This is a genomic window from Microbacterium sp., from assembly GCF_049661145.1.
Lineage (GTDB): Bacteria > Actinomycetota > Actinomycetes > Actinomycetales > Microbacteriaceae > Microbacterium.
Window position 1 is genome coordinate 1 of sequence record NZ_JBASZT010000387.1, and the last position, 20,023, is coordinate 20,023.

Below are 20,023 nucleotides of genomic sequence, written 5' to 3' on the forward strand. Positions count from 1 at the left end.
AACGCGAAGATCCGGCAATTCATCACCGGCTGGAACGACCGCAAGCATCCGTTCGTCTGGACCAAGACCCCGGAACAGATCCTCGCGAAAGCAAACCCGAAACGAACTTCAGAAACACGACACTAGGTGTCGGGGTTCTTCGTGGGACGAGTTCAGCGTATGACGAGCGAGGGCCGGCGTGGAGTGGCGTATACGGCAGTATTGCTATGGTTTACGTCATGCGTATCGGACTGATCGCGATCGACGGCTGCTTCGGTTCGGCTATCGCGTCGATCATCGACATCGTGCGGGTGGCCGACGGAGCCCGCGGCGACGTCGACCCGCGGATCGACCCAATCGAACTCGCCATCCTCGGACCGAAACGGCGAGTGACCACGACGGCATCGATGACCCTGGCGGTGGACCACCCGCTGTCGGAGTCCGGAGAGTTCGACGTGGTCGTCGTCCCTGCGCTTGGAACCCTCACGGCCGCCGCTACCAACGACGCCCTCCAGAGCCGAGATGCTCGTTCGGTCATCGCCTCGCTCGGGCGCCTCGACGAGGCGACCACCCGGATCGCCGCGGCGTGCACCGGCGTGTTCGCCGTCGCCGAGACCGGACGGATGCATCATCGGCGGGCGACGACCAGCTGGTTCCTAGGGCCGGAGTTCCTGAAGCGCTATCCGACCGTCGCCCTCGATCTCGACACCATGGTCGTGGTCGACGGGAACCTCGTCACCGCCGGCGCCGCCTTCGCCCACATCGACCTCGCGCTCTCACTCGTGCGATCGATCAGCCCCGACCTGGCCCAACATGTCGCCAAGCTCCTCATCATCGACGAGCGCCCGTCGCAGGCGGCCTTCGTCGCCTACGAACATCTCCGGCACGAGGACCCGATCCTCGTCGAGTTCGAACGCTTCGTGCGCGCCCGCCTGGACGAACCGTTCAACGTCGCCTTCGTCGCGCAGTCGCTCGGCACCAGCCGGCGCACCCTCGAACGACGAGTCCGTGCGGCGCTCAACCTCACTCCACTTGGCTTCGTCCAACGGCTTCGCATCGAACGAGCTCGGCACCTCTCAGCAACCACGGACCTCACCTCCGCCGAGATCGCGCTACGGGTCGGCTACGCGAACGCCGAGACTCTGCGCTCCCTCCTGCGCAGGGAACGACGCCGTTCCTGACCTATCGCCATGCCTTAGAACCACCTCTCAGCACGTCGCGTCGACGCTCCTGCGTCGCCCCTAGACGACCCACTCGACACGCCCGCAGCACAGGCCATGGGAGCCTGACCCGCTTTTCCGGACACCTGACTTGAGGCGATGATCGTCTCGGAAGGAGTCCGTGAGATGCCTGCTGCCCACCCGCCGGAGTTCCGGCGTCGAACCCTCGACCTGTCGCGCAGGGCAATCCTGTCGGCCAGACCGCCCGCGATCTCGGGATCAGTGAGTCGTGCCTGCGGAACTGGATGAACCGTGACGCGGTCGACTCCGGTCGCAAGGCCGGGGTCACCAGCGACGAGCATAAGGAGCTCGTCGAGTTGCGCCGCCGGAACCGGGTGCTGGAGATGGAGATCGAGATCCTCAAGCGTGCGTCAGCAGGTCGTAGGCTCGGTCATCGTCGAGGTCCTCTCGATCAGATGAGGTAGAAGTCCTCTGATCCTCGGGGATCTCGACCCATCTCCCGAGCAGCCCCGGCTACCGGTCCGTCACCCGATACTCACATTCAACGGCGAAGCGCCGGTTATGCTCCTGACGTCACCGTCGCGGACTGGGCGAGGGCGGCGGCGAGATACGGTGCTGAAGCGCTGTTTCTCGACGCGGCGACCTCTGCTGGCGTTCCGGACGCGACCACTGTGCCGCCGTTGTCACCGGCTCCCGGCCCGAGATCGATGACGTAGTCGGCTGCGCTGACCACTCGCATGTCGAGTTCCACCATCACGACCGTGTTGCCCGCATCGACGAGAGTCTGAAGGTGGGTAACGAGACGGTCTGCGTCGGCACAGTGCAATCCGGAGGTCGGCTCATCGAGCACGTACAGCGTGTCGCCGCGCTGCGCTCGTTGCAGTTCGGTGGCCAGCTTCACACGCTGCGCCTCCCCACCGGAGAGCTCTGTGGCCGGCTGTCCCAAGCGCAGATAGCCGAGCCCGACATCGACCAGCGAGGTGAGGGAGCGCATCACGTCGTACTCGCCGGCGAAGAACTCGTGAGCCTCTTCGACGCTCATCGCGAGGATTTCCGCGATGTTGCGCCCTCGCCAGGTGATCTCCAGGGTGCTCGATTGATAGCGGGTGCCATGGCAGTCGGGACACACGGTGTAGACCGAGGGCAGGAAGAGCAGCTCGACCATCACGGAGCCTTCACCCTCACAGGTCGGGCAACGGCCGCCTGCGACATTGAAGGAGAACCGACCGGGCTTGTATCCACGTGTCCGAGCTTCCGGCGTCTCGGCGAACCGGCGCCGCACATGATCGAAGAGTCCTGTGTAGGTCGCGACGTTGGAGCGGGGCGTGCGGCCGATGGGTTTTTGGTCGATGCTCACCACACGCCGGACGGTCGTGAGATCGCCCTCGACCGACCCTCCGAGTTCGTCGGACTCGTCAGTGAGGAGCAGGGCGTCGGCCTCAGCGCTTTCCTCCTCGACGCGAGGGGCGTCTCCTTGCCTGGCGCCGATGAGGGCAGGCAGGACTTGACTGACAAGGCTGGACTTCCCCGACCCTGACACGCCAGTGACAGCCGTGAGCGTTCCGAGCGGGAGCGCCACAGAAACGTCCCGCAGGTTGTTGCGGGTGACGTGCTTCAGCTGCAACCAGTCGTGGGCGGCACGGGGCTGGTGCGGTGGAAGGCCGCTGCCCCCGAAGATGTATCCGCGCGTCACCGACTCGTCGACCTCCGCGAGCCCGTCCGTGGGTCCGCTGTAGATCACGCGCCCGCCGCGTTCCCCGGCTCCGGGGCCGATGTCGACCAGCCAGTCCGCGTGCCGCATGACGTCGACGGAGTGCTCCACGACGAAGAGGCTGTTGCCGCGCTGCTTCAGTCCGTCGAGGATACCCAGCAGCGCGGTGACGTCGTGCGGATGGAGACCGGCTGACGGTTCGTCGAGGACGTAGACCACACCGAACAGTTCCGACGTGAGCTGCGTGGCGAGTCGAAGTCGTTGTAGCTCCCCTCCGGACAGTGTCGGCGTAGTGCGACCTAGCGAGAGGTAACCGAGTCCGAGATCGATGATGGGGCGCAGGCGGTCCAGCAATTCTGCGCCCAGGCGGGCTGCCGCGGCGCGCTTCTCGACAGACTGATTCGGTGTGCGACGGACATCCGGCGCAGCGGAGTGTGCGGAGCCGCCAGCAGCAACGCGCTGCTCGACGGCTTCACGTCTCGTCGCGACGTCTACCACGGCGCCGGAGGTCTCGCCCTCGCGGTCAGACTCGGCGACGACGGACTCGAGGAGCTCAGCCAATTCACACAGTGGCAAGGCTGAGAAGTCCGCGATATCGAGTCCTTCGAACGTCACCGTCAGTGCTTCGGGTTTGAGCCGCTTCCCATGGCACACCGGGCAGACCGCCGCGCTCATAAACTGGGCTACGCGGCGCTTCATAGACGCGCTCTTCGTGTTCGCGAAAGTGTCGAGCACGTACCGCCGCGCGCCGACGAAGGTGCCCGAGTAGCTCGGTTCGATTCCTGCTCGGATTGCCCGGCGCGCCTCGGCGAGTGTGAGTCGAGAGTGGACGGGAACGAAGGGGGTCTCGTCGGTATAGAGGATCCAGTCCCGATCCTTCTTCGGCAGATCCTTCCACGGTACGTCGACGTCGTAGCCGAGCGCGACGAGCACGTCCCGCAACTGGTGGCCGTGCCAGGCGGTCGGCCATGATGCGATGGCGCGCTCCCGGATGGTGAGTGAGGGATCGGGCACCATCCGCTCCTCGGTGACCGCGTACACTCTGCCGATACCGTGGCACTCGGGGCACGCGCCCTGCACGGTGTTCGCGGAGAAGTCCTCGGCGTAGAGCATCGGCTGACCATCTGGGTATTCACCGGCTCGCGAATAGAGCATCCGAACCACACTCGACAGCGTGGTGATGCTGCCTACAGAGGAGCGCGCGCTGCGCCCTCCGCGCTGCTGCTGCAAGGCGACTGCGGGCGGCATCCCGGTGATGGAGTCGACGTCGGGGACACCCGCCTGGTCGATCAGTCGCCGCGCGTACGGGGCAACTGACTCCAAGTAGCGCCGCTGCGACTCCGCGTACAACGTGCCGAAAGCCAAGGAGGACTTCCCGGATCCGGACACGCCCGTGAACACAACCATCGCGTCACGCGGAACCGTGAGATCGACGTCCTTGAGGTTGTGTTCGCGGGCACCACGCACCCGGACATCGGGCTGGACGTGGGTGGACACTGAGGAAAGGTCGTCCATTTCGGAACTGTACCAAGCGGGTCTCGCGGTAAGCAGGTTCATCGACCGTGGAGGCAAGATGATGCGGCTGTTTAATTGCCCCGGGCCAACCGGGTACGAGTAGGTAGACGAGCATCGCGATGGCGCGGAGCACCTGTCCGGTGCCGATCACCCTGCGAGGGCCAACTCGGTCGACCTCGACTCAGGAGCGCACTTCCTGGGTTCGTGTGCCTCGGCGGCTGGCTTCGAGGGCTGAGGTGAGCGTTCGAGCGTCGTAGCTACCCAGCAACCGTCGGCCGCCTATGAAGAACGTCGGGGTGGCGTGCGCCCCGCTTGCATCGGCGCTTTCGAGATCCCGCTCCACACGGGCGCGTACGGCGACACTGTCGAGGTCAGTCGTGAACTGGGCGACATCCAGGCCCAGCTCTTCGGCGTAACGGATCAGATCCTCGCGCTCGAGCGCATCTTGCCGCGTGAAGACGAAGTCCAGCCACGGCCAGAACATCCCCTGATTCGACGCCGCCTCCGACGCTCGTGCGGCTATGGGGCCGTGGGGGTGATGTGGCAGGTGGCGAACGACATACCGGAGATCGTCCCCGAACCGGCTGCGGAGGTCCTCCCAGGAACCCGTTGCGTGCGCGCAATAGGGGCATTCGAAGTCGATGTACTCGACGAGCGTGAGCTGGGCGTCCTCTGGTCCGCGGACGTGGTCGACTTCCGGATCAACGGGTGGTGTGAGCACCATCGGCAGATCTGCCGTCTCCTCTCCCCAGCGTTTCGCAGCAACCCGGAAAATCAACCAACCAAGCGCGGTAGCGAGCACCATCGCCACCAACACGCCGACGGTCGCTCGCCGACCCAGGTCGGACGTCGAGCCGAACGCGAGGCCGATCACCAGGAGCGACACGGTGAACCCGATCCCTGAAAGCGCCGCGCCGCCAAACACGCTGCCCATCCCGACACCCTCGGGTAGCCGACCGGCTCCAAGCTTCACAGCGACGAAGGTGGCGAGACCGATGCCGAGAAGTTTGCCGAGCACGAGACCCGCGATGACTCCCCACGTCACGGAGGACTGGAAGGAATCGACGAGCATGCCGCCGCGCAGGTCGACGCCAGCGTTCGCGAGCGCGAAGATCGGGACGATGACGAGCGCGGTCGGCACGCGCAAGACCTCGTGCATGCGTTCATTTACCGAGATACCTCGCGCCAAGCCTCGATCGACTGCGCGCGCCGATGCCGCGCTCGGCGACTGCCAGAAGTCGCGGAACAGCTGACGAGCCGCGACCACCTGCTGCCGACGCGTCGGGTAGGCGGGGACAAGGAGTCCTGCGACCATGCCCGCGAGGGAGGCGTGGATTCCGGAATCAACGGTCGCGAACCAGAGCACAATGACAATCAGCACGTACGGTATGGCGCTCCATTGGCGCGAATGACCCAGAAGCCACAACCCGGCGAGGCAGGCAACTGCGATCAGCAGCGGAACGAGCCGGATTTCGTCGCTGTAGACAATGCCGATGATGGAGACGGCGAGGAAGTCATCGACGACGGTGAGGGTGAGGAGGAACACCCGCAACTGGCCGGAGAGTTTCGGGCCGACGAGCGCGAGGGCACCCAACAGGAACGCGGTGTCGGTACCGACCACCGCGCCCCATCCACCGAGCCCGTCGCCGCCCGCGGTAGCCACGATCAGGATGTAGAAAACTGCGGGCAGTGCCACGCCGGCGACGCCAGCGATCAACGCGAGACGCGCGCGGCTCGCGTCTCGGAGCGACCCATGCGCGAATTCCTGTCGCACCTCGAGGCCAACGACCAAGAAGAAGACCGCCATGAGGCCGTCGTTGATCCAGTGGTGCAGGTTCATGTGCAGTCCGAACCCGCCGACATCAACCCCAATCTCGACATCCCACAACCCGAAATAGGCCTCGGAGAGTGGCGAGTTCGCCCAGAGCAGGGCGACCGCTGCGACGACGACCAAGAGCACAGCCGAACCCGACTCCGTGCGAATCGTTCGCCAAAGAGTGCGCCGTTCTATCTGCCCACTCGTCATGTGGGCAGCATATCGGGACCAAGGGCAGCGCCCGGCGGCGAGCCTTGTCGACCGTGCAGCGCGCAAGGCGTTCCTGTTCAACCCGTGTCGGCGTGAATCCAGCGCATCTTTAAAGTGGCTCTCGGCCGCTCGCGGTCTCACCTCGGTTATCAACGACAGCCCACAGACGAGCTTGGTCACCCCCCGCGATTAGGACGCCCTAGCTCTGGGCCTCGCCGAGGCGCGCTTCGGGCGTGAGCTCGGCGCGGAGACCGCCGCCGGTCGCAGCCCGGGCAAGAGCGCGACCCAGCGCAGGTGCCTGCTTGAACAAATTGTGACCGGCCACAAAGAGGACAGAGCCTGCCTCCCACACGGCCACGCCGTCCTCACTCCACGGGAGGTCGGTCACCCAGCAGTGAAGGAAGTCGCGCGGCTCTGGGTGGAGACCGGGCAGCGCCCGTGTCACGTATTCGCGCGCGCGTTCGTCCAGCGATCGAATCGCCGCCGGGTCGATGAAAGTTCCGTCGTCGCGGACGCCGACGGTGTCGCTGAGTCCAACCGAATAGCTGCTGTTGCCCGGTAGCGGCGTCGCGTAGACGCCGACTTCGCCGAAGACGCCGCTACTGTCCTGCAGGCACGCGACTCGTGCCGGGGCGGCGGCTTTCACGTCGAAGGTCAGCCTGACGTGTGCGGCAAGGCGAACCGGCAGCGACAGGCCGACGCTGCGTGCCAGGCGGGCGGTTTCGCGGCCGGCGCACACGACCACCTTGGAGTACACAGCCCGGTCGGTGACGCTGCGCACCTCGACCGTCCCGTCGGCGCGGGGATCGATGGAGATGACCTCACCGGTGGTGACCGCATCTGCGAGGGCACCCGTGAGTGCCGTGATTGCGGCGCGGGTGCGGATCGCTCCGCCCGACTCGTCGAGCACCGCTGGCCCCGAGTACCCAGCGAGCAGCGGCATCCGCTGGGCGACCTCGGCCGCGGCGATCTCGTGCGCTTCCACGCCGCCGACCTGGTCGAGCACCCGCAGCCGCGCCAGGGCGCTGTCTCCGATCGCCAGGACACCGTCTGATGAGACCAGCTCGACGTCGAAGTGTTCGGCCCACTCATCCCATACGCCGCGGCTTTCGCGCGCGAAAGCGACGAGTCGCGGGTCGTCGTGGGCATGCCGGAAGATCCGCGACTCGCCTGCGGACTGACCCGTCCCGGGCAGACCAGCCTCGTACAAGCGCACCGGCACGCCCTGCTCCCGCAGCGCGTACGCCGTCGACAGACCGACGATCCCGCCCCCGATCACTGCTACCTCGGGTGAATGCGTCGTGACAACGCCGTCGCCAGTTCCTGTCATCGCGGTTCCCCGATCTGTTGGTGATTAGCGATAGGCCGCAAGAGAAGGGGCCGCTGCCACGAGGTCAGCGGGCTGTGTAAGCCCGAAGTCACCGCGCGCAGCGACCCCTCCCTTTTTGGGCCAGTACTCCCGGCCTGTGGTGTCAGGCGGGGAGTTTGGAGCCCAGGACGTCGAGCTTCTCGATCGTCGGCTCGCTGAACAGTTTGCCGGTCTGCTCGCCGAGAGCGGTCGCAACCGCGCCGGACAGGTGCGCGTCGCGGCCGGCGTCATCGGGGAATACGTCGAAGATCCCGAAGGAGGACGGGCCGAGACGGATTTCCGGGCAGGGCCTCCAGCCTGACGAGCAGTCCCTTCGTCACGCTCATGACGTCACCTCTCCCTGGGTTGAATTGCTGCTCGCAAATTTCGCCACGATCGTGTCGCAGAACGCAGGCAGGTCATCGGGCGAGCGGCTGGTGATCAGATTCCCGTCCACCACGACATCCTGGTCGACGACGTCAGCACCGGCGTTGCGCAGATCCGTGCGGATGCTCGGGAAGGACGTCAAGGTGCGACCTTCGACCACACCCGCCTCGATCAGCGTCCACGGCCCGTGACAGATCGCCGCAACGGGCTTGCCGCTTTCGACGAACTCGCGGACGAAGGAGACCGCGTCGGGGTCGACCCGGAGCTGGTCGGGGTTCACCGTGCCGCCCGGGAGAAGCAGGGCGTCATAGTGGGCGACAGAGGCGTCCGCGACCAACCCGTCGACAGTAAACGTGCCCGCGGCATCCAGATCGTTCTCACGGGCCTGGATCTCACCGTCATGGATCGACAGAACCTCGGTCTGTGCACCAGCCTGCTCCAGCGCCTCGCGGGGCTTCTCGAGCTCGACGCGCTCGACCCCGTCGGCGGCGAGGATGGCGACTCTCTTGCCCTGCAGCGTCTCGGCCATATCAGTTCGCCTTCTTCTCGGTCGCCATTCCGGGCTTGATGAGAACCTTGGTCCAACCCTTGGACCGGGCGTCGAAGTTCTTGTAGGCATCGGCAGCCTGGTCCAGCGAGATCTCGTGGGAGACGATCCACGAAGGGGTCGCCTTGCCGGCGGCGATCAAGTCCCGCAGCTGGCGGTTGTACCGCTTGACCGGGGCCTGACCGCTCCCCATGGTCTGACCCTTGAACCAATGCGTTCCGAAGTCGATGGCCGCCTTTCCCTGCTTGGCGAGGTCGTCCTTGGCTCCGGGGTCCTGGGGGACGAACACGCCGACGGTGCCGATTCCTCCGGTGAAACGCACCGAGTTGATGAGCATGTTCAGCGTGGCGGCGGTGTCCTCGTTGCCCTGGGGATCGTGGGCCTGGTAACCCACGCATTCGCAGCCCCGGTCAGCTCCCAGCCCCATCGTCTCGTCGAGCACGGCTTGCACGGGATCGACCTTGGAGTCATCGATGGCGATCGCGCCGATCTGCTCGGCCAACGCGAGCCGGTCAGGGTGACGATCGACCACCATCACCTTCGCGGCTCCCTTGATCATCGCGGACAGGGCGGCCATCAGCCCGACCGGACCCGCCCCGGCGATGACAACGCTGTCGCCCGGGACCACGCCGGCCATCTCGGTGGCGTGGTAACCGGTGGGGAAGATGTCGGAGAGCATGACGTAGTCATTCTCCTTCTCCTCCGCATCCTCGCCCAAGCGCAGCGCGTTGTGATCACCGAACGGCACACGGAGCAGTTCCGCTTGGCCACCGCCGTAGGGACCCATGTCGGCGAACCCATAGGCCGCACCGGCCAATGATGGGTCGGGCTGAGTGGTGAGACAGTAGTTGGTCAGGCCGCGTTCGCAGTTCTTACAGAATCCGCACGAAATGTTGAACGGGAGCACAACCCGGTCTCCGACCCTGACCTTCTCCACGCCACTACCGACTTCGATGACCTCCCCCATGTTCTCGTGACCGAACGTCCGGCCCACCTCGAAGGAGGTCCGTCCCTCGTACATGTGGAGGTCCGAGCCGCAGATGTTCGTCGTCGTTACCCTGACCAGGACATCGGTGGGTCGTTCGATCTTCGCGTCCGGGACGTCCTTCGTGCTGACCTGACGGGGTCCCTCGTACACCACTGCTTTCATGTCCACTCCGATCCGATTGTGTTGCTCGACGTCTTTCTGACAAGGCCTCTCCGACGCCGGCCCCATCGCTAGACAGCAAACGCCCCCAGGAACCACGTGACAAGGGGCTTGCCTTAAGTTGATGTGTCGCGATCGAGCCGGGATAATGGCCGGCTCCGCTGTTCGATCCCAGGGCATACGCGCTGTACACGCTTCGCCGCATCCGGCGACGGCGAGGCATGCATCTGCGACCTCACCGAGCCCGTCGGACTATCCCAGCCGACCGTCTCCCACCACATGAAACTGCTCGTCGACGCGGGCCTCGCCACCCGCGAACAGCGCGGCCGCTGGGCCTACTACCGCGTCGTCACCGACGCCCTCGAACAGGCCTCCCGCGCGCTGCGCCCATGAGCGGCGTCCTCATCCGGTCCATTACGACTGCCGACTGGGCATCAGTGGAGTCCATCTACAGAGAAGGCATCGCGACCGGCAACGCAACGTTCGAGACAGATCCGCCAACGTGGCCTGCCTTCCACTCGGGGAAACTCACCGTGGGGCGGTTCGTTGCCGAGGACACCGCCGGTTCGGTTCTCGGATGGGTCGCCGCCTCGCCCGTGTCATCTCGTGAGGTATACCGGGGCGTGGTCGAGCACTCGGTTTATGTCGCGAACCAGCTCGCGGGCACGGCGTCGGCGCCGCACTCCTCGACGCCTTCCTCCAAGCCGCCGACGAGGCCGGGGTATGGACGGTGCAGTCGAGCATCTTCCCCGAGAACCCGCCAGCCTCGCCCTCCACGACCGGACCGGCTTCCGTCGCGCGGGTCGTCGGGAACGCATCGCCCTCATCACCTATGGCCCCTGGTCTGGACAGTGGCGCGACACAATCCTCGTCGAACGGCGCCACCCTCGCTGATCGAGCGCGCAGCGGGAGCGTTCCCCCGGCCGAAGGAAAGTCCTTCGAACGTGTGTTCGAATACTTATAGGGTCGAGACGTGGTGCAGCACTGGTCGCCTATGTCTCAGTTGCAGTGCTCCCCCGAGCCTGGCGTCTGGTACATGTTCGATCGAAGCAGGCGGATCGCGATCCTTCGCGTGGTCGAGATTCGTGGCCGCCGTCTGTTGCGCTCGGTCACGTTCGATCCCGACCCCCTAAAGCGGCAGCTCATCGGATACTTCCCGCCGGATGCGCTGCGCCTCGCGGTCGAGTGCACCTGGTCGGAGTACATCAAATACACCGGCCCACCGCACGCTGACTCTCAGCGAGGGAAGAGGGTTGCTCGTGCGGCAATGTACTCGACGCTGTCGCGTTGCGAGAACTGAGCCCAACGACTGGCCGCCTGCGCCGTGATTCCCACCTGCGTGGCCACCACGGCGGCAGGGAGGTCGCTGGTGAGAGCGAGCATTGCATAGTTCCGGGCAATCCGTGGACTGACACCGGCCCGAGCCATCCACCGCCCGAGGGTTGTGGGATGGATTGGTTCGTGATGCCGCCGAGGAGATACGAAGAGATACGACCCTTCGCCGTCCCGGCGAACCGCACGCGGATTGCGCTCGGCATCCGCGATGAGCCGTGCGAGGAGGTGAGCAACCGGGCTCAGGATCTCGATGGGCTCGGTCGATAGCGCGAGATACGTTCGCCCTCCCGCCGCGATGGTGTCGGCTGTGGTGAGTCGGTGGATGCGGTCAGTTCGGGCCCCGTAGACGAGAACGAGCAGCGCGGCGACTCTCGTCGCGAGGTTCACCGTATCGTCCGATCCGGCGATGAACTTGCGGATCAGAGCGTGATGTTCGCCCTCCTCGCTGATCTCGCTTGGCTTGGCCATCTTTCCGCGCTCGACCCGGAGTCCCGGATACTGGCCCGTACTGCTGAGCCACGAGACGAACGGCGCGATGTCACCACTGCGGGCGGCGTTGCCGCCAGTCCACCGGTCCAGAGCCTCCTGTGTCAGCGCCGAGAGAATCTCGCCTTCTTGCTCGACGTGGTGCAGGAGCCGCGCGGCGGCACGGATCCGCTCCCGCGCGGAATCCGCGACACCGATCGTGGTGGGCCGACGGCGCGCCCGACGACGCACGGCGCGCAGCACCTTCCATTGCGCGTAAGGGGTGATCACGGCGGCATGGTGGGGAGGGAGCTGGGTCAGGTACTCGTCGACCCATGTTTCGAGCCGATCTGTCTGCTCATCTCGTACCGGGAGGACGCCGACGTCGACCAGGAGAGCACGGAGGTGATGTCGCGCCTGCCCGGGTGGACACGCATCGACGCTCGCATGAGTGATCGACTCCTCCGTTCCGATCGCTCGGAGCAGGCCCCGCGGGGTGGGCTTGAGCAACCATCTCATCATTGAGTCCACGCGACCTCGACGAACGAGCTCGTCAGGGAGCCCGGCCAAACGCTCGGGGATCACTCCCGTCGCAGCCGCGAGCAGGTCGCCGGCGGCTCGGATGACGGAGCAACGGATGCAGGTGTTCTCGAAGTGCTGCTCACCCGCGGCGCCACACTTGGCGCAGATGTAGTCGCGGGTCGATCCCGCACAGGGCCCGCAGACGCGCTCTCCCCGGTCGTTGCGACCGATAAGCGCTTTCCTCTGCCTGCAGGACTCGCAGCCGTTCGGGTGGCGGAGCTCGCGACGGTAGCAGACGCCGCACACAGGGCCGAGCGGCCAGGTGGTGTGGACAGCGCGCGTTTGCTGGCAGATGGCGCACTCGGCGACGGTGGTGCGGTAGCAGCTGTGGCACAGATCTGCGACGCCGTCCTGATGGCGGGTTGCGACACGGCGCTCCCGCCCGCATTGTCCGCACGCTCTGACCGGTGCGGAGTAGCAGCGCTGGCAGAGATCCTGACCATCAACGATGGCGGTGACGTGATCGACACGGCCGCATCCCGCACACGAACGCTTCGGTCGCGCGCAGTGCCCGCAGAGTGGTGCGCCGTCGTCCGCTCGAGCGCTGGGCGCCCTGATACGACCACAGCGCGAGCACTCCACACGTCGGCTGACGTTGTAGCACGGTCGGCAGAGCCCTCCCCCACCGGGGAGTCGCTTCACCCGCGGAGCGCGGCTTCCGCACTCGGAGCAAGGTTGCTCCGGCACCACGGTCATTTCGCATGCCCGGGCCGATTGATCGTCGTTCGGCGGGCGGACACTCGGCTCTTCAGCGGGACGACTTCTCCGGAAGCCTTCCTGGCGGACGCCTCGACGATGCGCGGCTCGATGAGGTCGTTGGGTGTGCACCCAAGGATGTCGCACAGCGCGATCAGCGTCACCATACTCAACCGTTGCGGCTGACCCGTCACCAGCCGGTAAGTCTGCTCCCGGGAGAGCGCGACGCCACGCTCAGCGAGCAGCGGTTGCAGGTCCGTCGTGGCGAACATGCCACGCTCCGCCATCTTCGCGCGCAGATGCCAGACGTAGTCCATCTCTTTCACCGTGCTGCCTCCTCAAAGTCGGCGCCGTAGCGGGTGTGAATAGCTTGAGTGAGTAGGCGGTTCCGGTACTCGTTGGAGACCCCGACGTAGATCGCGGTCGTCGAGGAGAACGAGTGCCCCACCTGCTCCTGGATGAACCGCTCCGGGTAGTCGAACTCCACCAGATGCGTCACGTACGAGTGCCGCAACGAATGCAGATCCAACGAAGAGTCGATCCCCGCGGCATCGCGAGCTGCACAGAACGCCTCATTCGCCGCACGCCTACTCAGCCTCGTACCCCGTTCCGTCACCCACAGCGCCGGAGATGAGGGCGCCGAAGACGACAGCGACGGGCGGACCTCCTCGAGGTAGTGCGCCAGCGTCCCCGCAATCCACCCCATTTCGGGAACCGTGAGCACCGTGCGCCGCTTCGACGGCCCCCCACGGCTGGCCTTGCCATGTCGCACCGACAGTGCACCGAAACGATCCAGATGCGGCAGCTTCGCGTTGCGGCGCAGATCCACTAGATCAAGCATTACCGCCTCACGTCGCCGCAACCCGAACGCGTAGACGCTTTTGAGGAGGGCCGCATCTCGTAGCGCCTGAACTGCACCCTTCCGTCGTCTCGACCGGATCCGTGCAGCAAGCCCATCGGCCGCATCGAACAACGCCTGAACCTCATCAAACGTCAACGGGCGCCGCGCGGCATCACCCTCGTACTCGCTGACATGCACGATCGAGTTGTCCTCATGGAACACCTGCCGCGGCGCGACACCGAAACGCGCCTCACACTCCGACAGCCACGGATATCGAGGATCAGTGACGTACGCGCAGAACATCTTGATGTCGATCTCGTACCCACGCAGCGTCGACACTCGCAACGGCTTCGCACCCGACCGCAACTCACTGATCCACGCCTCCGCCTCCGCCGGCGTCCATTGCCACGGGTACATACCCGTGAAATCCACGAACCGGCGCACGAGCCGCTCTCTCGCCGCAATCGTCGGAGCCTTCAGGAAGCGAGCAGTCTGCTGAACTCGCCACCCATCCAACATCCCATCGAGCACGGCCCTCTCAGGGTCGAGGTGAACGACGTTCCCTGCGGATAGAAGCCTCTGCGCAGGCGAAGGATCAACTACAAGCACATCCTCATGATGCATCCAACGCAACATTGATGCAAATGAAGTAGGCTTTCGAATCTAGGGTCGGCGCAGTGAGTTCGACCCGCTCGAGAATCACTGCACTCAGCCTTCTGCAGCGCCTGCGATCGGGGGTCGGCGCGTTGCATCAGATGGCAATATTGCCCGTTTGGCGACCTGCTGGATCAGGTCGGGCCGGAACCCGCACCAATGGACGGCCGGGTCCTGGTCGATCACCACGACCGGCGCTTGCGCGTATCCGAGCTGCTCGGTCACGAACCGGCGCGCATCTTCATCCACCGTGATGTCGATGACAGTCGAGCGGATGCCGGCGACGGTGAGGCAGTTGCACGTGCGCACGCAGTGCGGGCAGCCCTCGCCGAGTGAGTAGACGGTGACTGTGATCATCGCCGGCTCCGGCTGCGCGACCAGGTGTCCGACGTAGACCGGCACGCGGTGTCTCGGATCCACTGGTCGACTTCGCTGCGGATGTAGGCGACGGTCTTGCCGAGCTTGTGGAAGACCGGGCCCCCGCCCTCGCGCCGCCAGCGCTCGAGTTTCCCGACCGTGATGCCGCCGGGAAGCATGTCGGCGACGTCCTGCGGGGAGAGCCATTCGATCTCTTCCCGGGTTTCAGTGTGAGTGGCCATCATCAACCCCCGTTCATGTAATCGTGACCACGTTTGACACAAGTAGATACTTAAGCGCTACACTCTGTCAAGGGCGGTTCGCATATCCGCGGCGCGATCAGACACACTGAGGAGGTGAAGGTCGACGTGTACACCCTGACCGGGCAGAAGATGACGTGGCATGCTGCCACCCAACCGGTCGGGTCAGCGCTGCGGATCGCCCCGGGCTTCGCCGCCCACGCCACCGAAGTCGCGCCCGGGCTCAGCGTGCGCATCGAAGCGCACTACAGCGCCGACGAGGGCCGGTACCTCATCACCCGGTGCGACATCAGCGCGGAGGGAACCGAGATCGTGCACCGCAGCCTGCGGCAGATCTCGATCGAGACGATAATGCGCGCAGCAACTCCGCACTGCATCGCGCTCAGCCTCGACGACGGACCGCCCAACATGACGGCACACGATCTCACCACGACCGGCGGGCGCATCCTCCCCGAATGGCTCGCCGAAGCCGTCGCCAAGCGCGGCAACCGTGCCGAGCGAATGGAGGCCACCGAGCTGCTTTATGGCATCGCCGCGCTCAGCGGCAACCCGCCGGTCCGTGCCATCGCCGACGAGCTCGGCATCCCCCAGCGCACCGCTGCGGACTGGGTGAAGAAGGCCCGCGCTGAAGGACGCCTCGAAGGCATGAGCTACATCGTCGGCCGACAGGCAGATGGGTAGCATCCGGCCGTACCAGAGCGCAGCTGGCAAGCGGTATGAGGTCCGCTACGTCAAGCCTGACGGGAGCAAGGGCGGCAAGCGCGGTTTCATTCGCAAGCGCGAGGCGGAGATGTGGCTTGCCGATCTCGATTCGGCGCGTGCCCACGGCGTATACATCGATCCCGTTTCCGCGCAGATCACGGTGAACGAGCTCGGACCCGGCTGGCTCGACTCCAAGAGGGCGAGCATGAAGCCGTCTGCCTACGCCCCGCTCGACACAGCCTGGCGTCTGCGAGTCCAACCGCGCTGGGGCCGCTGGCGCATCGACGAGATCATGCATACCGATGTGCGGGCGTGGGTCGCTGAGATGAACAGGACCCTCGGCGCGACAGTGACGATTCGAACCTTCGGGGTGCTGGCCAGCATCATGGACGACGCCGTCTACGACAAGCGCATCGCCGTGAACCCGGCACGAGTAGGCAAGATGGGACTTCCGCGCAAGCAGCGGGGTGAGCATCTCTACCTGACGCACAAGGAGGCGTTGGCACTCGCGAACGCCTCGGGCGATAAGAAGCTCCTCGTTCTCGTCCTCTGCTACTGCGGAATCCGGTGGGGCGAGGCGGCCGGGCTACGCGTGAAGGACGTAGACCTCGTCCGCAGCCGATTGCGAGTGTCTCAAAATGCCGTCGAGGTGAACGGAGAGATCCACATCGGCACACCCAAATCCCATAAGCCGCGGCTTGTGCCGGTCCCTTCGTTCTTGATGGAGGCTCTGGCGAAGCGGTGCGACGGTCGGCGCCCCGAAGCACTGATCTTCCCTGCCGCGGATGGGCGACACATGAAACGAACGCGCTCGAGTGATGGGTCGAAGTCGTGGTTCGTCACAGCCCTGGCGGACGCCGGTCTCCCGAGAATGACGATTCATGATCTCCGGCACACGGCAGCATCGCTTGCCGTGCAATCGGGCGCGAACGTGAAGACCGTCCAGCGCATGCTGGGACACACCTCGGCTGCGATGACTCTCGACGTCTATGCCGACCTCTTCGACAGCGACTTGGACGATGTCTCAGGCGCTATGAACGCCGCCGCCCTGGCCGCCGGCGCCGACGCGCTTTTCGAGGTGGACTGACGCGATCGTCTGATTGGGCTCCGGTTAGGCCACGTGTGCTGGCACACGATCTGTCACCAATGTCCTGATTCACGACCGGTCACCGACGGCCCGAACCGCGGCCGTGACAAGCGTCCGGCCGGCGGGCGCAACTGGGCCCCAGCCCCGCTCGCGCCCCGTCCTGCGCCGTCGAATAGCACCTGCGTTCGCCGACCGGACGCAAATGGGACGCAAACGCTCCAATCCCGGAAAGACCGATGGCCCGAGATCCCAGTGTTTTCAAGGGATCGCGGACCATTTCGATTGGCGGAGACGGAGGGATTTGAACCCTCGGTCCCCGTAAGGGGACTCCACCTTAGCAGGGTGGTGCACTAGGCCTGACTATGCGACGTCTCCAGGCGCCGGGCCGCCGAGGCGGCGCGGACGCACCCGGCAATCATAGCCGTTCGCACCCGTGCGGCCGAACCAGCTCAGGGGTGGGCCCCCGTCCGGTGTCGCAAGAGCAGGCTGAAATGCCGCTTTCCGGCCCGTGGCGGCGGGCATTGTGAAATCCAGCCTGCTTTTGGGACGGTATCAGCCGGCGAAGTGGTCGGCCACACCGCCCAATGCGCAACCCCAGCCCGACGCCCGCAGGGCGCGCAACGCGCACCCGCGGCACACAAGCCGCGTCAGCGCTGCTTGACGGTGCAGGTGACCTGATCCGCCTTCTGACCTGTGACGGAGGGAGGCAGCGCCACGGCGGCCTGCGACGGCTGGGTCGACTCGGTCGGGGCGGGAGCCTCGGTGGTCCCGGCATCCGGCGTCGCGGACTCCGTCGGGGCTGGCGTCGCCGTCGTGGCGGGTTCGGGCTTGGTCGCCTCGCCCACCACCTCGGTGCCGTAGCCGTCGCTCGTCGAGCCGGTCAGCTCCAACGGCTCGTTGTTCGCCAGCGCCTGGAACAGCACCGCAGCGTCCGAAAGCACTGGCTGCACCCGCAGGCCACCATCCGTGTACGTCGTTGGATACTGCACGAACACGATGTCCTCGTAGGCGACGTCTTTCACAGCCATCGCGATCTGCACCATCCGCTGCGGGTTCGCCAGCGACTGGCTCAGCACGATCTGGCCTTCGTTCACCTGCTTGACAGCCGTCGTCGCCAGGTTGAACAGGGTCGCGGGGTTCGCCAGCACACCGTCGGACTGGAGCTTACGCACCATCGAGCTCATGAACTGCTGCTGATTGGAGATGCGAGCAAGGTCCGACTGATCGCCGATCCCGTGGCGCATCCGCAGGAACTGCAGCGCCTCGACCCCCTGAAGGGTGTGTGTCCCCTTCGTCAGCGACAGGCCGGTGTGAGGATCGCGGATGTCGTCCGACACGCAGACGTCGACACCGCCGACCGCGTCGGACATGTTGATGACGCCCGTCCACCTGGTCGCCGCGGCGAACTGGATGTCGATGCCGGTGAGCTTCTCGATCGTCAATACGCTGCACGAGAGACCGCCGTACATGTAGGAGACGTTCAGCATCTGCGCACTCATCGATGAGTACTGCGTCCCGTCCTCGCCCGTGCACGCGGGAATGGGAACGATCATGTCGCGCGGGAACGACACGACCGTCACCCGGCGAGGATCGTCCGAGATGTGCAGCAGCATCGTGACGTCATTGCGCTCGCCGGCGGTGTCGCCGGCCTGGCAGGCGCCCGACAGCGCCGCGTTGTCGCCGTCGCACGAGTCGGTGCCGACGATGAGCAGGTTCACGCCGCCTTCGATCTCGCCCAGCGTCGGCGGCAACTGTCCCTCGTCATCACCGAGGGATACGCCGGCCGCCTCGACAGACGACAGCGCGTTCCACGCCGCGAACGCACCCACGGCACCCGTGCTGAGCACGACAACCGCGACGACGGCGACCAACACCGTGACGATCTGCGTGAACGGATGAGGAGACTTCAGGATGCCGTGACGGGCGACGGGCTGGCGGCGGGAGCCGTCGGTGCGTGCACTCACGGGGATCCTTTCAGACGCGGCGCGGCCGCGAAGCTGGTGCGGTGGCCCCCTACGGGGGCCTCCGCCGCCGCGGCGGAGGGTGTGGGATTCGAACCCACGGGACATTGCTGCCCACCGGTTTTCAAGACCGGGTCCATCGGCCGCTCGGACAACCCTCCCGATGTGTGCGTCACGGCATCCCCGCAGGCATCCCGTGATGCTCCCATCGAACGGCGAGTCTAGTCGAGCAGACCTGTCCTATTCTTCCCGCAGCCGCCTGTGCGGCCCCTGAAAGACGCACGAAGACCACGCGAGCGTGCGACTCAGAGTCGCTTGAGGATGTCGGCGACGCCGCCGGCGTGGACGGATGCCGTGATCTCCCCCGCCTCGGCGCGCACTTCGTCCGGCCCCTGTCCCATCGCGATCGCCCGTCCACCATGCTCGAGCGCCCACCGGAACATCCCGAGATCGTTGCGCCCGTCGCCGATGACGAGCACGCGATCGGGGTCGACACCCAGCCAGGTGCGCACCCGCTCGAGCGCGGTGGATTTGTCCACACCCTGCGGGGCGATGTCGAGCCATGCCGACCAGCCGACGGCATACGACACCTCATTGAGGCCGATCCGCGCGACGAGCTGGACGAAGTCGCCGTCGGTGTCCTCCGGTGAGACCACGACGACACGGCACACCGGCTGTGCGACGAGCTCATCGAAGCCGACGCGCTGCGCCTGCGTCAGGTTCCAGTCCTCGATGGGCTCGGTGTACAGGCGTCGCCCGTCGGTGAGCTCGACCATGTAGCGCGCCTCGGGCAGATGCTCGCGCAGCAGCGTCACGGCCTCGGTCGGATCGAACGTCTCGATGCGGAACCGCTCGTAGACGCTCTCCTCACCGAGGTCTCCCCCGATCCGTCTCATGATGACGGCGCCGTTCGAGCACACCGCATACTCCGGCGCAAGCCGCAGCACGTGCTGGATGCCGCGGGTGCCCTCCCAGCTGCGCCCGGTCGCGAGCATCACCTCGTGCCCGGCGCGGTGCGCGTGGGCGACCGCGTCGACGACGCCCGGGCTGAGCGTCTCGTCCTCCAGCAGCACGGTGCCATCGACATCCAGCGCGATGAGCATGCGCGTCGTCGCCACGGCGGGGTTCTCGGCATCCTCCGCGATCTCCTCGACGAGGTCGGCCGCGGCGGCGGGCCGAACGACCCGCACCGACCCGGTCGGCGGCAGGTGCCCCTCGGCCGTCTCTTCGGTCATCTCGTCC

Annotated in this window: 15 protein-coding genes, 2 tRNA genes and 4 pseudogenes; 6 read left to right on the forward strand and 15 right to left on the reverse strand. The window is 65.9% G+C overall.

Features of this window, described 5'->3' with window-relative positions:
• Nucleotides 1-218 precede the first annotated feature (218 nt).
• Complete coding sequence (locus tag WBP48_RS15875; protein WP_424441725.1) at nt 219-1,160, forward strand: GlxA family transcriptional regulator; 942 nt, start codon at nt 219-221, stop codon at nt 1,158-1,160.
• Between the two features lie 227 nt (nt 1,161-1,387).
• Nucleotides 1,388-1,624: pseudogene (locus tag WBP48_RS15880) on the forward strand (transposase); the annotation flags it as partial.
• Between the two features lie 95 nt (nt 1,625-1,719).
• Here the strand turns inward: WBP48_RS15880 and WBP48_RS15885 are convergent.
• The 6 genes and pseudogenes from WBP48_RS15885 to WBP48_RS15910 form a co-directional block, all read right to left on the reverse strand.
• Nucleotides 1,720-4,386 (reverse strand): excinuclease ABC subunit A, encoded by a 2,667-nt coding sequence (locus tag WBP48_RS15885; protein ID WP_424441726.1) that lies wholly within the window; start codon nt 4,384-4,386, stop codon nt 1,720-1,722.
• A 181-nt stretch (nt 4,387-4,567) separates the two neighbouring features.
• Nucleotides 4,568-6,412: a Na+/H+ antiporter NhaA gene (nhaA, locus tag WBP48_RS15890; protein ID WP_424441746.1), complete on the reverse strand. Its 1,845-nt coding sequence runs from the start codon at nt 6,410-6,412 to the stop codon at nt 4,568-4,570.
• A 199-nt stretch (nt 6,413-6,611) separates the two neighbouring features.
• Nucleotides 6,612-7,742, reverse strand: a complete 1,131-nt coding sequence (locus tag WBP48_RS15895) for an NAD(P)/FAD-dependent oxidoreductase (RefSeq protein WP_424441727.1) — start codon at nt 7,740-7,742, stop codon at nt 6,612-6,614.
• 142 nt (nt 7,743-7,884) lie between these two features.
• Nucleotides 7,885-8,058: pseudogene (locus tag WBP48_RS15900) on the reverse strand (putative quinol monooxygenase); the annotation flags it as partial.
• Nucleotides 8,059-8,103: 45 nt separating this feature from the next.
• Entirely contained in the window at nt 8,104-8,676 is a 573-nt protein-coding gene (locus WBP48_RS15905) for a type 1 glutamine amidotransferase domain-containing protein (protein ID WP_424441728.1), read from the reverse strand.
• A gap of 1 nt (nt 8,677) precedes the next feature.
• Complete coding sequence (locus WBP48_RS15910) at nt 8,678-9,844, reverse strand: glutathione-independent formaldehyde dehydrogenase (RefSeq protein WP_424441729.1); 1,167 nt, start codon at nt 9,842-9,844, stop codon at nt 8,678-8,680.
• Nucleotides 9,845-10,039: 195 nt separating this feature from the next.
• On the opposite strand from WBP48_RS15910, the pseudogene WBP48_RS15915 reads away from it, so the two are divergent.
• Together WBP48_RS15915 and WBP48_RS15920 are read left to right on the forward strand one after the other, a co-directional pair.
• Nucleotides 10,040-10,234, forward strand: a pseudogene (locus WBP48_RS15915) (ArsR/SmtB family transcription factor); the annotation flags it as partial.
• Nucleotides 10,231-10,735 (forward strand): annotated as a pseudogene (locus tag WBP48_RS15920) (N-acetyltransferase family protein). The pseudogenes WBP48_RS15915 and WBP48_RS15920, both read left to right, overlap by 4 nt.
• Before the next feature lie 342 nt (nt 10,736-11,077).
• On the opposite strand, the gene WBP48_RS15925 reads toward WBP48_RS15920, so the two are convergent.
• The 5 genes from WBP48_RS15925 to WBP48_RS15945 all read right to left on the reverse strand — a co-directional run bounded on the left by WBP48_RS15925 (nt 11,078) and on the right by WBP48_RS15945 (nt 15,016).
• Nucleotides 11,078-12,163 (reverse strand): hypothetical protein, encoded by a 1,086-nt coding sequence (locus tag WBP48_RS15925; protein WP_424441730.1) that lies wholly within the window; start codon nt 12,161-12,163, stop codon nt 11,078-11,080.
• Nucleotides 12,164-12,915: 752 nt separating this feature from the next.
• A complete protein-coding gene (locus tag WBP48_RS15930) occupies nt 12,916-13,236 on the reverse strand; it encodes a helix-turn-helix domain-containing protein (RefSeq protein ID WP_424441747.1) in 321 nt (106 codons plus the stop codon).
• Between the two features lie 5 nt (nt 13,237-13,241).
• Nucleotides 13,242-14,204 (reverse strand): tyrosine-type recombinase/integrase, encoded by a 963-nt coding sequence (locus WBP48_RS15935; RefSeq protein WP_424441731.1) that lies wholly within the window; start codon nt 14,202-14,204, stop codon nt 13,242-13,244.
• 264 nt (nt 14,205-14,468) lie between these two features.
• Nucleotides 14,469-14,816 carry a glutaredoxin family protein gene (locus WBP48_RS15940; protein WP_424441732.1) on the reverse strand — a complete coding sequence of 116 codons (348 nt, stop codon included), beginning with the start codon at nt 14,814-14,816 and terminating at the stop codon, nt 14,469-14,471.
• Nucleotides 14,768-15,016, reverse strand: a complete 249-nt coding sequence (locus WBP48_RS15945) for a helix-turn-helix domain-containing protein (RefSeq protein WP_121057203.1) — start codon at nt 15,014-15,016, stop codon at nt 14,768-14,770. The genes WBP48_RS15940 and WBP48_RS15945 overlap by 49 nt, the downstream gene beginning before the upstream one ends.
• A gap of 111 nt (nt 15,017-15,127) precedes the next feature.
• Here WBP48_RS15945 and WBP48_RS15950 point away from each other — a divergent pair, with 111 nt between their 5' ends.
• Together WBP48_RS15950 and WBP48_RS15955 are read left to right on the forward strand one after the other, a co-directional pair.
• A complete protein-coding gene (locus WBP48_RS15950; RefSeq protein WP_424441733.1) occupies nt 15,128-15,712 on the forward strand; it encodes a helix-turn-helix domain-containing protein in 585 nt (194 codons plus the stop codon).
• Nucleotides 15,705-16,820 carry a tyrosine-type recombinase/integrase gene (locus tag WBP48_RS15955; protein ID WP_424441734.1) on the forward strand — a complete coding sequence of 372 codons (1,116 nt, stop codon included), beginning with the start codon at nt 15,705-15,707 and terminating at the stop codon, nt 16,818-16,820. The genes WBP48_RS15950 and WBP48_RS15955 overlap by 8 nt, the downstream gene beginning before the upstream one ends.
• A gap of 283 nt (nt 16,821-17,103) precedes the next feature.
• On the opposite strand, the gene WBP48_RS15960 is transcribed toward WBP48_RS15955, so the two are convergent.
• From WBP48_RS15960 to WBP48_RS15975, 4 genes are all read right to left on the reverse strand, one after another.
• A tRNA-Ser gene (locus tag WBP48_RS15960) sits at nt 17,104-17,195 on the reverse strand.
• Nucleotides 17,196-17,467: 272 nt separating this feature from the next.
• A complete protein-coding gene (locus tag WBP48_RS15965) occupies nt 17,468-18,784 on the reverse strand; it encodes an LCP family protein (RefSeq protein WP_424441735.1) in 1,317 nt (438 codons plus the stop codon).
• A 73-nt stretch (nt 18,785-18,857) separates the two neighbouring features.
• Nucleotides 18,858-18,942 (reverse strand) — tRNA-Ser (locus WBP48_RS15970).
• A 144-nt stretch (nt 18,943-19,086) separates the two neighbouring features.
• The gene (locus WBP48_RS15975) at nt 19,087-20,016 is read right to left on the reverse strand and encodes an HAD family hydrolase (RefSeq protein WP_424441736.1); all 930 of its coding nucleotides are present in this window, start codon (nt 20,014-20,016) and stop codon (nt 19,087-19,089) included.
• Between the last annotated feature and the right edge of the window lie 7 nt (nt 20,017-20,023).

What these genes read in the sequence shown, in the direction of transcription:
- WBP48_RS15875 (WP_424441725.1), top strand. Translation starts at nt 219, where the DNA reads ATGCGTATCGGACTGATCGCGATCGACGGCTGCTTCGGTTCGGCTATC.
- WBP48_RS15885 (WP_424441726.1), bottom strand. Translation starts at nt 4,386, where the DNA reads ATGGACGACCTTTCCTCAGTGTCCACCCACGTCCAGCCCGATGTCCGG.
- nhaA (WP_424441746.1), bottom strand. Translation starts at nt 6,412, where the DNA reads ATGACGAGTGGGCAGATAGAACGGCGCACTCTTTGGCGAACGATTCGC.
- WBP48_RS15895 (WP_424441727.1), bottom strand. Translation starts at nt 7,742, where the DNA reads ATGACAGGAACTGGCGACGGCGTTGTCACGACGCATTCACCCGAGGTA.
- WBP48_RS15905 (WP_424441728.1), bottom strand. Translation starts at nt 8,676, where the DNA reads ATGGCCGAGACGCTGCAGGGCAAGAGAGTCGCCATCCTCGCCGCCGAC.
- WBP48_RS15910 (WP_424441729.1), bottom strand. Translation starts at nt 9,844, where the DNA reads ATGAAAGCAGTGGTGTACGAGGGACCCCGTCAGGTCAGCACGAAGGAC.
- WBP48_RS15925 (WP_424441730.1), bottom strand. Translation starts at nt 12,163, where the DNA reads ATGATGAGATGGTTGCTCAAGCCCACCCCGCGGGGCCTGCTCCGAGCG.
- WBP48_RS15930 (WP_424441747.1), bottom strand. Translation starts at nt 13,236, where the DNA reads ATGGACTACGTCTGGCATCTGCGCGCGAAGATGGCGGAGCGTGGCATG.
- WBP48_RS15945 (WP_121057203.1), bottom strand. Translation starts at nt 15,016, where the DNA reads ATGATGGCCACTCACACTGAAACCCGGGAAGAGATCGAATGGCTCTCC.
- WBP48_RS15955 (WP_424441734.1), top strand. Translation starts at nt 15,705, where the DNA reads ATGGGTAGCATCCGGCCGTACCAGAGCGCAGCTGGCAAGCGGTATGAG.
- WBP48_RS15975 (WP_424441736.1), bottom strand. Translation starts at nt 20,016, where the DNA reads ATGACCGAAGAGACGGCCGAGGGGCACCTGCCGCCGACCGGGTCGGTG.